The organism is Escherichia sp. E2661 (assembly GCF_004745185.1).
GTDB lineage: Bacteria > Pseudomonadota > Gammaproteobacteria > Enterobacterales > Enterobacteriaceae > Escherichia.
In genome coordinates, this window is record NZ_PDIG01000021.1 from 14,190 (window position 1) to 26,849 (window position 12,660).

The following is a 12,660-nucleotide window of genomic DNA, read 5'->3' on the forward strand; positions in this document are numbered from 1 at the left end:
CGATTACAGCAGAGAAGGGACGCTCTCGCGAACGGCTGCCGGCCATACACCACACTGAACCTGGCCGATATGCGGCAGTTGCAGCAGCAGCATAGTCAAACGAGACTGGCCGATACCGCCGCCGATGGTCTGCGGCATTTCACCACGCAGCAGCGCCTGATGCCATTCCAGCTGCAGACGATCTTCATCACCGGTCAGCGCCAGTTGATGCTTCAGTGTGTCGGCATCCACGCGGATCCCCATGGAAGAAAGCTCAAACGCATCTTCCAGTACCGGGTTCCATACCAGAATATCGCCGTTCAGACCCGCATGCCCCAGCTCTGACGGGGTGCTCCAGTCATCATAATCCGGTGCGCGCACGTCGTGGCGATGACCATCACTCAGCTTGCCACCAATCCCGACGAGGAATACCGCGCCAAGATCTTTCGCAATCGCCCGCTCACGCCCTTTGGCATCGAGATCCGGATAACGAGCCAGTAACTCCTGGCTGTGTACGAAGTGGATCTGATCCGGCAGGAACGGTGCCAGACCAAACTCTTCGCTAACAGCAGCTTCGGTTGCTTTAATTCCCGCCCAGATCGCCTCTACTGTGCTTTTCAGAGTGGAGAATTGACGCTCACCGTCGCCCATTACACGTTCCCAGTCCCACTGGTCAACATAGACCGAGTGCAGCGGGGAAAGACGGTCTTCATCGGGGCGAAGGGCTTTCATGTGCGTGTACAGCCCTTCGCCCACGCTGAAGTCGTGTTGCCCTAATGTCTGACGTTTCCACTTCGCCAGTGAATGAACCACTTCGAACTGGGCATCAGGCAGAGCTTTCACTTTTACCTGTACCGCTTTTTCACAGCCCGACAAGTTATCCTGCGTGCCATCCCCCACACGGCTAAGAATCGGCGCCTGGACTTCAATCAGCCCTAAGCGTTCTTCCAGTTGACGAGAAAAGTGAGATTTCACGAAGCTAATTTGACGTTGTTTGGCAATGTAAGCGGTTTTCATTTTTTATACTCCTGCGTCCTGTTGCTTATGATTAAGCAACAAAAACCGACACACATGCAATAATCATTCAATAAAAAGCCTAACTCACTTTTGATTCGTTAAAAAAGAAGGCTAAAATAGAATAAATCATCAATACACATAAGAAAATCCTATGGAAAATTATCTGATCGACAATCTGGACCGCGGCATCCTGGAAGCGTTAATGGGCAATGCACGCACCGCTTACGCCGAACTGGCGAAACAATTTGGCGTAAGCCCGGGGACGATTCACGTTCGTGTAGAGAAAATGAAGCAGGCGGGGATCATTACCGGCGCCCGTATCGACGTCAGCCCAAAACAGCTCGGTTATGACGTAGGCTGTTTTATCGGCATTATCCTGAAGAGCGCAAAAGACTATCCTTCCGCGCTGGCAAAGCTGGAAAGTCTCGACGAAGTCACCGAAGCCTATTACACCACCGGCCACTACAGCATCTTTATAAAAGTGATGTGCCGTTCGATCGATGCTCTCCAGCATGTACTTATCAACAAGATCCAAACAATTGATGAAATTCAGTCCACCGAGACATTGATCGTCCTGCAGAACCCGATCATGCGTACCATTAAGCCCTGATCAGCTTTTTTAATCCCATACTTTTCCACAGGTAGATCCCAGCGCGTTCACAGCGTACAATACGCCACTCTTAATAAAGGTGGCGGTTTATGGCAGATATCACTCTTATCAGCGGCAGCACCCTGGGCGGTGCCGAATATGTAGCAGAACACCTGGCTGAAAAGCTGGAAGAGGCGGGTTTTACCACCGAAACGCTGCACGGTCCGCTGTTAGAAGATTTATCTGCCTCTGGGATCTGGCTGGTTATCAGTTCAACCCACGGTGCCGGAGACATTCCGGACAACCTTTCTCCTTTCTATGAAGCATTGCAGGAACAAAAGCCCGATCTTTCTGCGGTGCGCTTTGGCGCAATCGGTATTGGCAGTCGTGAATACGACACTTTTTGTGGGGCCATCGATAAACTCGAGGCAGAACTCAAAAATTCCGGTGCAAAACAGATTGGTGAAACACTGAAGATCAACATCCTTGATCACGACATTCCGGAAGATCCGGCAGAAGAATGGCTGGGATCGTGGATTAATTTACTCAAATAAGTATACAGATCGTGCGATCTACTGTGGATAACTCTGTCAGGAAGCTTGGATCAACCGGTAGTTATCCAAAGAACAACTGTTGTTCAGTTTTTGAGTTGTGTATAACCCCTCATTCTGATCCCAGCTTATACTGTCCAGGATCACCGATCATTCACAGTTAATGATCCTTTCCAGGTTGTTGATCTTAAAAGCCGGATCCTTGTTATCCACAGGGCAGTGCGATCCTAATAAGAGATCACAATAGAACAGATCTCTAAATAAATAGATCTTCTTTTTAATACCCAGGATCCCGGGTCTTTCTCAAGCCGACAAAGTTGAGTAGAATCCACGGCCCGGGCTTCAATCCATTTTCATACCGCGTTATGCGAGGCAATCACCATGTTTTATCCGGATCCTTTTGACGTCATCATCATTGGCGGGGGTCATGCAGGCACCGAGGCTGCGATGGCCGCGGCGCGTATGGGTCAACAGACTCTGCTTTTGACACACAATATCGACACTCTGGGGCAGATGAGCTGCAACCCGGCGATCGGCGGTATTGGGAAGGGACATCTGGTAAAAGAAGTGGATGCACTCGGCGGTCTGATGGCGAAAGCGATCGATCAGGCAGGTATCCAGTTTAGGATACTAAACGCCAGCAAAGGGCCGGCGGTTCGCGCTACTCGCGCTCAGGCGGATCGTGTGCTCTATCGTCAGGCGGTACGCACGGCGCTGGAGAACCAACCGAATCTGATGATCTTCCAGCAGGCAGTTGAGGATCTTATTGTCGAAAACGATCGCGTGGTTGGTGCTGTCACCCAAATGGGACTGAAGTTCCGTGCCAAAGCCGTCGTGCTCACCGTTGGGACGTTCCTCGACGGTAAAATTCATATCGGTCTGGATAATTACAGCGGTGGCCGTGCTGGTGATCCGCCATCCATTCCGCTTTCTCGCCGTTTGCGTGAACTGCCGCTGCGCGTTGGTCGTCTGAAAACCGGGACGCCGCCGCGTATCGATGCGCGCACTATCGACTTCAGCGTGCTGGCGCAACAGCATGGCGATAACCCAATGCCGGTATTCTCGTTCATGGGCAATGCGGCCCAGCACCCCCAGCAGGTGCCGTGTTATATCACCCATACCAACGAGAAAACCCATGATGTGATCCGCAGTAACCTCGATCGTAGCCCAATGTACGCAGGGGTGATCGAAGGTGTCGGCCCACGCTACTGCCCGTCGATCGAAGACAAAGTCATGCGCTTTGCCGACAGAAATCAGCATCAGATCTTCCTTGAACCGGAAGGGCTGACGTCTAACGAAATTTATCCGAACGGTATCTCCACCAGCCTGCCGTTCGATGTGCAGATGCAAATCGTCCGCTCCATGCAGGGGATGGAAAATGCGAAGATCGTGCGTCCTGGTTATGCCATCGAATATGACTTCTTCGATCCGCGTGACCTGAAACCAACGCTGGAGAGTAAGTTTATCCAGGGGCTGTTCTTTGCTGGTCAGATTAACGGCACTACCGGTTATGAAGAAGCCGCTGCGCAAGGTTTGCTGGCCGGTCTTAACGCTGCCCGTCTGTCCGCAGACAAAGAAGGTTGGGCGCCTGCGCGTTCTCAGGCTTATCTTGGTGTGCTGGTGGACGACCTCTGCACGCTGGGTACCAAAGAACCGTACCGTATGTTTACCTCCCGCGCAGAATATCGTCTGATGCTGCGCGAAGATAACGCGGATCTGCGTTTGACTGAAATCGGTCGTGAACTGGGTCTGGTAGATGACGAACGCTGGGCGCGCTTTAACGAGAAGCTTGAGAACATCGAGCGTGAGCGTCAGCGTCTGAAATCGACCTGGGTAACCCCGTCGGCGGAAGCTGCAGCGAAGTGAATGCTCACCTGACTGCGCCGCTTTCCCGTGAAGCCAGCGGTGAAGATCTGCTGCGTCGTCCGGAAATGACGTATGAAAAATTAACCACGCTGACGCCGTTTTCCCCTGCGTTGACAGACGAACAGGCGGCGGAACAGGTTGAGATTCAGGTTAAATACGAAGGTTATATTGCGCGCCAGCAAGATGAGATCGAAAAGCAACAGCGTAACGAGAACACGCTGCTGCCTGCGACGCTGGATTACCGCCAGGTATCCGGTCTGTCTAACGAAGTGATCGCCAAACTTAACGATCACAAACCGGCCTCTATCGGTCAGGCTTCGCGTATTTCTGGCGTCACACCTGCGGCCATCTCCATTCTGCTGGTGTGGCTGAAAAAACAGGGTATGCTGCGTCGTAGCGCATAACGCATTAAAAATGCCAGGTAAGCACCCGCTTACCTGGCAACGCATCAAGAACAGGTAATCACCGTGCTCAACAAACTCTCTTCACTGCTGAAAGACGCAGGAATTTCGCTTACCGATCACCAGAAAAATCAGCTTATTGCCTACGTAAATATGCTGCATAAATGGAATAAGGCGTACAACCTGACCTCGGTCCGCGATCCTAACGAGATGCTGGTACGCCATATTCTCGACAGCATTGTCGTTGCTCCATATTTGCAAGGTGAGCGTTTTATCGATGTGGGAACCGGACCGGGGTTGCCTGGCATACCGCTTTCCATCGTGCGTCCTGAAGCCCATTTCACGCTGCTGGATAGCCTTGGTAAACGCGTGCGTTTCCTCCGTCAGGTGCAACATGAACTGAAACTGGAAAACATTGAACCAGTACAGAGCAGGGTAGAAGAGTTTCCGTCAGAGCCGCCGTTTGATGGCGTAATTAGCCGCGCTTTTGCGTCTTTGAACGATATGGTGAGCTGGTGCCATCATCTTCCTGGTGAGCAAGGCCGTTTTTATGCGTTGAAAGGTCAAATGCCGGAAGATGAAATCGCTTTGTTGCCTGAAGAATATCAGGTCGAATCAGTGGTTAAACTTCAGGTTCCCGCTCTGGATGGCGAACGTCATCTGGTGGTGATTAAAGCAAATAAAATTTAATTTTTATCAAAAAAATAATAAAAAATTGACCGGTTAGACTGTTAACAACAACCAGGTTTTCTACTGATATAACTGGTTACATTTAACGCCACGTTCACTATTTTGCATCAACAAAGTAACGTGGCTTTTTTGGTAAGCAGAAAATAAGTCATTAGTGAAAATATCAGGCTGCTAAAAATTAGCGCTAAGAACCATAATTGTCTGTTAAAGTTTTATTAAGAATGTCAATGGGTGGTTTTTGTTGTGTAAATGCTATTTGTGAAAAGAGTATCTGTTTTTAGACTGAAATATCAGAAGCTTGCAAAGGCATCATTTGCCAAGTAAATAAATATGCTACGGGTGAACATGCTCGATATGTGATCTGAAGCACGCTTTACCACTAGTGTTTACGCGTTATTTACAGTTTTTCATGATCCACCACGGTTAGCAGAAAAGTCGCAATTGTATGCACTGGAAAAATATTTAAACATTTATTCACCTTTTGGCTACTTATTGTTTGAAATCACGGGGGCGCACCGTATAATTTGACCGCTTTTTGATGCTTGACTCTAAGCCTTAAAGAAAGTTTTATACGACACGCGGCATACCTCGAAGGGAGCAGGAGTGAAAAACGTGATGTCTGTGTCGCTCTTGAGTCGAAACGTTGCTCGGAAGCTTCTGCTCGTTCAGTTACTGGTGGTGATAGCAAGTGGATTGCTGTTCAGCCTCAAAGACCCCTTCTGGGGCGTCTCTGCGTTAAGTGGAGGCCTGGCAGTCTTTCTGCCTAACGTTTTTTTTTATGATATTTGCCTGGCGTCACCAGGCGCATACACCAGCGAAAGGCCGGGTGGCCTGGACGTTCGCATTTGGCGAAGCTTTCAAAGTTCTGGCGATGTTGGTGTTACTGGTGGTGGCGTTGGCTGTTTTAAAGGCGGTATTCTTGCCGCTGATCGTTACGTGGGTTTTGGTGCTGGTGGTTCAGATACTGGCACCGGCTGTAATTAACAACAAAGGGTAAAAGGCATCATGGCTTCAGAAAATATGACGCCGCAGGATTACATAGGACACCACCTGAATAACCTTCAGCTGGACCTGCGTACATTCTCGCTGGTGGATCCGCATAACCCCCCAGCCACCTTCTGGACAATTAATATTGACTCCATGTTCTTCTCGGTGGTGCTGGGTCTGTTGTTCCTGGTTTTATTCCGTAGCGTAGCCAAAAAGGCGACCAGCGGTGTGCCAGGTAAGTTTCAGACCGCGATTGAGCTGGTGATCGGCTTTGTTAATGGTAGCGTGAAAGACATGTACCATGGCAAAAGCAAGCTGATTGCTCCGCTGGCCCTGACGATCTTCGTCTGGGTATTCCTGATGAACCTGATGGATTTACTGCCTATCGACCTGCTGCCGTACATTGCTGAACATGTACTGGGTCTGCCTGCACTGCGTGTGGTTCCGTCTGCGGACGTGAACGTAACGCTGTCTATGGCACTGGGCGTATTTATCCTGATTCTGTTCTACAGCATCAAAATGAAAGGCATCGGCGGCTTCACGAAAGAGTTGACGCTGCAGCCGTTCAATCACTGGGCGTTCATTCCTGTCAACTTAATCCTTGAAGGGGTAAGCCTGCTGTCCAAACCAGTTTCACTCGGTTTGCGACTGTTCGGTAACATGTATGCCGGTGAGCTGATTTTCATTCTGATTGCTGGTCTGTTGCCGTGGTGGTCACAGTGGATCCTGAATGTGCCGTGGGCCATTTTCCACATCCTGATCATTACGCTGCAAGCCTTCATCTTCATGGTTCTGACGATCGTCTATCTGTCGATGGCGTCTGAAGAACATTAATTTACCAACACTACTACGTTTTAACTGAAACAAACTGGAGACTGTCATGGAAAACCTGAATATGGATCTGCTGTACATGGCTGCCGCTGTGATGATGGGTCTGGCGGCAATCGGTGCTGCGATCGGTATCGGCATCCTCGGGGGTAAATTCCTGGAAGGCGCAGCGCGTCAACCTGATCTGATTCCTCTGCTGCGTACTCAGTTCTTTATCGTTATGGGTCTGGTGGATGCTATCCCGATGATCGCTGTAGGTCTGGGTCTGTACGTGATGTTCGCTGTCGCGTAGTAAGCGTTGCTTTTATTTAAAGAGCAATATCAGAACGTTAACTAAATAGAGGCATTGTGCTGTGAATCTTAACGCAACAATCCTCGGCCAGGCCATCGCGTTTGTCCTGTTCGTTCTGTTCTGCATGAAGTACGTATGGCCGCCATTAATGGCAGCCATCGAAAAACGTCAAAAAGAAATTGCTGACGGCCTTGCTTCTGCAGAACGAGCACATAAGGACCTTGACCTTGCAAAGGCCAGCGCGACCGACCAGCTGAAAAAAGCGAAAGCGGAAGCCCAGGTAATCATCGAGCAGGCGAACAAACGCCGCTCGCAGATTCTGGACGAAGCGAAAGCTGAGGCAGAACAGGAACGTACTAAAATCGTGGCCCAGGCGCAGGCGGAAATTGAAGCCGAGCGTAAACGTGCCCGTGAAGAGCTGCGTAAGCAAGTTGCTATCCTGGCTGTTGCTGGCGCCGAGAAGATCATCGAACGTTCCGTGGATGAAGCTGCTAACAGCGACATCGTGGATAAACTTGTCGCTGAACTGTAAGGAGGGAGGGGCTGATGTCTGAATTTATTACGGTAGCTCGCCCCTACGCCAAAGCAGCTTTTGACTTTGCCGTCGAACACCAAAGTGTAGAACGCTGGCAGGACATGCTGGCGTTTGCCGCCGAGGTAACCAAAAACGAACAGATGGCAGAGCTTCTCTCTGGTGCACTGGCGCCAGAAACGCTCGCCGAGTCGTTTATCGCAGTTTGTGGTGAGCAACTGGACGAAAACGGTCAGAACCTGATTCGGGTTATGGCTGAAAATGGTCGTCTTAACGCGCTCCCGGATGTTCTGGAGCAGTTTATTCACCTGCGTGCCGTGAGTGAGGCTACCGCTGAGGTAGACGTCATTTCCGCTGCTGCATTGAGTGAACAACAGCTCGCGAAAATTTCTGCTGCGATGGAAAAACGTCTGTCACGCAAAGTTAAGCTGAATTGCAAAATCGATAAGTCTGTAATGGCAGGCGTTATCATCCGAGCGGGTGATATGGTCATTGATGGCAGCGTACGCGGTCGTCTTGAGCGCCTTGCAGACGTCTTGCAGTCTTAAGGGGACTGGAGCATGCAACTGAATTCCACCGAAATCAGCGAACTGATCAAGCAGCGCATTGCTCAGTTCAATGTTGTGAGTGAAGCTCACAACGAAGGTACTATTGTTTCTGTAAGTGACGGTGTTATCCGCATTCACGGCCTGGCCGATTGTATGCAGGGTGAAATGATCTCCCTGCCGGGTAACCGTTACGCTATCGCACTGAACCTCGAGCGCGACTCTGTAGGTGCGGTTGTTATGGGTCCGTACGCTGACCTTGCCGAAGGCATGAAAGTTAAGTGTACTGGCCGTATCCTGGAAGTTCCTGTTGGCCGTGGCCTGCTGGGCCGTGTGGTTAACACTCTGGGTGCACCAATCGACGGTAAAGGTCCGCTGGATCACGACGGCTTCTCTGCTGTAGAAGCAATCGCTCCGGGCGTTATCGAACGTCAGTCCGTAGATCAGCCGGTACAGACCGGTTATAAAGCCGTTGACTCCATGATCCCAATCGGTCGTGGTCAGCGTGAATTGATCATCGGTGACCGTCAGACCGGTAAAACCGCACTGGCTATTGATGCCATCATCAACCAGCGCGATTCCGGTATCAAATGTATCTATGTCGCTATCGGCCAGAAAGCGTCCACCATTTCTAACGTGGTACGTAAACTGGAAGAGCACGGCGCACTGGCTAACACCATCGTTGTGGTAGCAACCGCGTCTGAATCCGCTGCACTGCAATACCTGGCACCGTATGCCGGTTGCGCAATGGGCGAATACTTCCGTGACCGCGGTGAAGATGCGCTGATCATTTACGATGACCTGTCTAAACAGGCTGTTGCTTACCGTCAGATCTCCCTGTTGCTCCGTCGTCCGCCAGGACGTGAAGCATTCCCGGGCGACGTATTCTACCTCCACTCTCGTCTGCTGGAGCGTGCTGCGCGTGTTAACGCCGAATACGTTGAAGCCTTCACCAAAGGTGAAGTGAAAGGGAAAACCGGTTCTCTGACCGCACTGCCGATTATCGAAACTCAGGCGGGTGACGTTTCTGCGTTCGTTCCGACCAACGTAATCTCCATTACCGATGGTCAGATCTTCCTGGAAACCAACCTGTTCAACGCCGGTATTCGTCCTGCGGTTAACCCGGGTATCTCCGTATCCCGTGTTGGTGGTGCAGCACAGACCAAGATCATGAAAAAACTGTCCGGTGGTATCCGTACCGCTCTGGCACAGTATCGTGAACTGGCAGCGTTCTCTCAGTTTGCATCCGACCTTGACGATGCAACTCGTAAGCAGCTTGACCACGGTCAGAAAGTGACCGAACTGCTGAAACAGAAACAGTATGCGCCGATGTCTGTTGCGCAACAGTCTCTGGTTCTGTTCGCAGCAGAACGTGGTTACCTGGCGGATGTTGAACTGTCGAAAATCGGCAGCTTCGAAGCCGCTCTGCTGGCTTACGTCGACCGTGATCACGCTCCGTTGATGCAAGAGATCAACCAGACCGGTGGCTACAACGACGAAATCGAAGGCAAGCTGAAAGGCATCCTCGATTCCTTCAAAGCAACCCAATCCTGGTAACGTCTGGCGGCTTGCCTTAGGGCAGGCCGCAAGGCATTGAGGAGAAGCTCATGGCCGGCGCAAAAGAGATACGTAGTAAGATCGCAAGCGTCCAGAACACGCAAAAGATCACTAAAGCGATGGAGATGGTCGCCGCTTCCAAAATGCGTAAATCGCAGGATCGCATGGCGGCCAGCCGTCCTTATGCAGAAACCATGCGCAAAGTGATTGGTCACCTTGCGCACGGTAATCTGGAATATAAGCACCCATACCTGGAAGAACGCGACGTTAAACGCGTGGGCTACCTGGTGGTGTCGACCGACCGTGGTTTGTGCGGTGGTTTGAACATTAACCTGTTCAAAAAACTGCTGGCGGAAATGAAGACCTGGACCGACAAAGGCGTTCAATGCGACCTCGCAATGATCGGCTCGAAAGGTGTGTCGTTCTTCAGTTCCGTGGGCGGCAATGTTGTTGCCCAGGTTACAGGCATGGGAGATAACCCTTCCCTGTCCGAACTGATCGGTCCGGTAAAAGTGATGTTGCAGGCCTACGACGAAGGCCGTCTGGACAAGCTTTACATTGTCAGCAACAAATTTATTAACACCATGTCTCAGGTTCCGACCATCAGCCAGCTGCTGCCGTTACCGGCATCAGATGATGATGATCTGAAGCATAAATCCTGGGATTACCTGTACGAACCCGATCCGAAGGCGTTGCTGGATACCCTGCTGCGTCGTTATGTCGAATCTCAGGTTTATCAGGGCGTGGTAGAAAACCTGGCCAGCGAGCAGGCCGCCCGTATGGTGGCGATGAAAGCCGCGACCGACAATGGCGGCAGCCTGATTAAAGAGCTGCAGTTGGTATACAACAAAGCTCGTCAGGCCAGCATTACTCAGGAACTCACCGAGATCGTCTCGGGGGCCGCCGCGGTTTAAACAGGTTATTTCGTAGAGGATTTAAGATGGCTACTGGAAAGATTGTCCAGGTAATCGGCGCCGTAGTTGACGTCGAATTCCCTCAGGATGCCGTACCGCGCGTGTACGATGCTCTTGAGGTGCAAATGGTAATGAGCGTCTGGTGCTGGAAGTTCAGCAGCAGCTCGGCGGCGGTATCGTGCGTACCATCGCAATGGGTTCCTCCGACGGTCTGCGTCGCGGTCTGGATGTAAAAGACCTCGAACACCCGATCGAAGTCCCGGTAGGTAAAGCGACTCTGGGCCGTATCATGAACGTACTGGGCGAACCGGTCGACATGAAAGGCGAGATCGGTGAAGAAGAGCGTTGGGCGATTCACCGCGCAGCACCTTCCTACGAAGAGCTGTCAAACTCTCAGGAACTGCTGGAAACCGGTATCAAAGTTATCGACCTGATGTGTCCGTTCGCTAAGGGCGGTAAAGTTGGTCTGTTCGGTGGTGCGGGTGTAGGTAAAACCGTAAACATGATGGAGCTTATTCGTAACATCGCGATCGAGCACTCCGGTTACTCTGTGTTTGCGGGCGTAGGTGAACGTACTCGTGAGGGTAACGACTTCTACCACGAAATGACCGACTCCAACGTTATCGACAAAGTATCCCTGGTGTATGGCCAGATGAACGAGCCGCCGGGAAACCGTCTGCGCGTTGCTCTGACCGGTCTGACCATGGCTGAGAAATTCCGTGACGAAGGTCGTGACGTACTGCTGTTCGTTGACAACATCTATCGTTACACCCTGGCCGGTACGGAAGTATCCGCACTGCTGGGTCGTATGCCTTCAGCGGTAGGTTATCAGCCGACCCTGGCGGAAGAGATGGGCGTTCTGCAGGAACGTATCACCTCCACCAAAACCGGTTCTATCACCTCCGTACAGGCAGTATACGTACCTGCGGATGACTTGACTGACCCGTCTCCGGCAACCACCTTTGCGCACCTTGACGCAACCGTGGTACTGAGCCGTCAGATCGCGTCTCTGGGTATCTACCCGGCCGTTGACCCGCTGGACTCCACCAGCCGTCAGCTGGACCCGCTGGTGGTTGGCCAGGAACACTACGACACTGCGCGTGGCGTTCAGTCCATCCTGCAACGTTATCAGGAACTGAAAGACATTATCGCCATCCTGGGTATGGATGAACTGTCTGAAGAAGACAAACTGGTGGTAGCGCGTGCTCGTAAGATCCAGCGCTTCCTGTCCCAGCCGTTCTTCGTGGCAGAAGTATTCACCGGTTCTCCGGGTAAATACGTCTCCCTGAAAGACACCATCCGTGGCTTTAAAGGCATCATGGAAGGCGAATACGATCACCTGCCGGAGCAGGCGTTCTACATGGTCGGTTCCATCGAAGAAGCTGTGGAAAAAGCCAAAAAACTTTAACGCCTTAATCGGAGGGTGATATGGCAATGACTTACCACCTGGACGTCGTCAGCGCAGAGCAACAAATGTTCTCTGGTCTGGTCGAGAAAATCCAGGTAACGGGTAGCGAAGGTGAACTGGGAATTTACCCGGGCCACGCACCGCTGCTCACCGCCATTAAGCCTGGTATGATTCGCATCGTGAAACAGCACGGTCACGAAGAGTTTATCTATCTGTCTGGCGGCATTCTTGAAGTGCAGCCTGGCAACGTGACCGTTCTGGCCGACACCGCAATTCGCGGCCAGGATCTCGACGAAGCGCGAGCCATGGAAGCGAAACGTAAGGCTGAAGAGCACATTAGCAGCTCTCACGGCGACGTAGATTACGCTCAGGCGTCTGCGGAACTGGCCAAAGCGATCGCGCAGCTGCGCGTTATCGAGTTGACCAAAAAAGCGATGTAACACCGGCTTGAAAAGCACAAAAGCCAGTCTGGAAACAGGCTGGCTTTTTTTTTCGCGCGCCGCA

The 12,660-nt window shown here is 51.5% G+C and carries 11 protein-coding genes and 3 pseudogenes; 13 read left to right on the plus strand and 1 reads right to left on the minus strand.

The genetic code is table 11. The features are described 5' to 3' along the window. Nucleotides 1-3: 3 nt before the first annotated feature. Nucleotides 4-996 carry an aspartate--ammonia ligase gene (gene asnA / locus CRI63_RS11565; protein ID WP_046081397.1) on the minus strand — a complete coding sequence of 331 codons (993 nt, stop codon included), beginning with the start codon at nt 994-996 and terminating at the stop codon, nt 4-6. 151 nt (nt 997-1,147) lie between these two features. Between asnA and asnC the strand changes: the two genes are divergently transcribed. The 13 genes and pseudogenes from asnC to CRI63_RS11635 all read left to right on the plus strand — a co-directional run bounded on the left by asnC (nt 1,148) and on the right by CRI63_RS11635 (nt 12,596). Further along, nucleotides 1,148-1,606, plus strand: a complete 459-nt coding sequence (gene asnC / locus CRI63_RS11570) for a transcriptional regulator AsnC (RefSeq protein ID WP_000432970.1) — start codon at nt 1,148-1,150, stop codon at nt 1,604-1,606. Between the two features lie 89 nt (nt 1,607-1,695). Next, nucleotides 1,696-2,139, plus strand: coding sequence for an FMN-binding protein MioC (gene mioC, locus CRI63_RS11575; RefSeq protein WP_130206832.1), 444 nt, complete (start codon nt 1,696-1,698; stop codon nt 2,137-2,139). A gap of 378 nt (nt 2,140-2,517) precedes the next feature. After that, nucleotides 2,518-4,406, plus strand: a pseudogene (mnmG, locus tag CRI63_RS11580) (tRNA uridine-5-carboxymethylaminomethyl(34) synthesis enzyme MnmG). Nucleotides 4,407-4,469: 63 nt separating this feature from the next. Then, complete coding sequence (gene rsmG, locus CRI63_RS11585; protein WP_033804388.1) at nt 4,470-5,093, plus strand: 16S rRNA (guanine(527)-N(7))-methyltransferase RsmG; 624 nt, start codon at nt 4,470-4,472, stop codon at nt 5,091-5,093. A 615-nt stretch (nt 5,094-5,708) separates the two neighbouring features. Further along, nucleotides 5,709-6,090 (plus strand): annotated as a pseudogene (atpI, locus tag CRI63_RS11590) (F0F1 ATP synthase subunit I). Nucleotides 6,091-6,098: 8 nt separating this feature from the next. Further along, nucleotides 6,099-6,914 carry a F0F1 ATP synthase subunit A gene (gene atpB, locus CRI63_RS11595; RefSeq protein WP_000135618.1) on the plus strand — a complete coding sequence of 272 codons (816 nt, stop codon included), beginning with the start codon at nt 6,099-6,101 and terminating at the stop codon, nt 6,912-6,914. Nucleotides 6,915-6,960: 46 nt separating this feature from the next. Then, entirely contained in the window at nt 6,961-7,200 is a 240-nt protein-coding gene (atpE, locus tag CRI63_RS11600) for a F0F1 ATP synthase subunit C (protein ID WP_000429386.1), read from the plus strand. Between the two features lie 61 nt (nt 7,201-7,261). Continuing rightward, entirely contained in the window at nt 7,262-7,732 is a 471-nt protein-coding gene (gene atpF, locus CRI63_RS11605) for a F0F1 ATP synthase subunit B (protein ID WP_001052219.1), read from the plus strand. A 14-nt stretch (nt 7,733-7,746) separates the two neighbouring features. Then, nucleotides 7,747-8,280 carry a F0F1 ATP synthase subunit delta gene (atpH, locus tag CRI63_RS11610; protein WP_001288587.1) on the plus strand — a complete coding sequence of 178 codons (534 nt, stop codon included), beginning with the start codon at nt 7,747-7,749 and terminating at the stop codon, nt 8,278-8,280. A gap of 12 nt (nt 8,281-8,292) precedes the next feature. Further along, nucleotides 8,293-9,834, plus strand: a complete 1,542-nt coding sequence (atpA, locus tag CRI63_RS11615) for a F0F1 ATP synthase subunit alpha (RefSeq protein WP_001176745.1) — start codon at nt 8,293-8,295, stop codon at nt 9,832-9,834. 50 nt (nt 9,835-9,884) lie between these two features. Then, nucleotides 9,885-10,748, plus strand: a complete 864-nt coding sequence (gene atpG, locus CRI63_RS11620; protein WP_130215078.1) for a F0F1 ATP synthase subunit gamma — start codon at nt 9,885-9,887, stop codon at nt 10,746-10,748. Nucleotides 10,749-10,774: 26 nt separating this feature from the next. Next, nucleotides 10,775-12,156: pseudogene (gene atpD / locus CRI63_RS11630) on the plus strand (F0F1 ATP synthase subunit beta). A 20-nt stretch (nt 12,157-12,176) separates the two neighbouring features. Continuing rightward, nucleotides 12,177-12,596 (plus strand): F0F1 ATP synthase subunit epsilon, encoded by a 420-nt coding sequence (locus CRI63_RS11635; RefSeq protein WP_001251965.1) that lies wholly within the window; start codon nt 12,177-12,179, stop codon nt 12,594-12,596. Nucleotides 12,597-12,660 lie beyond the last annotated feature (64 nt).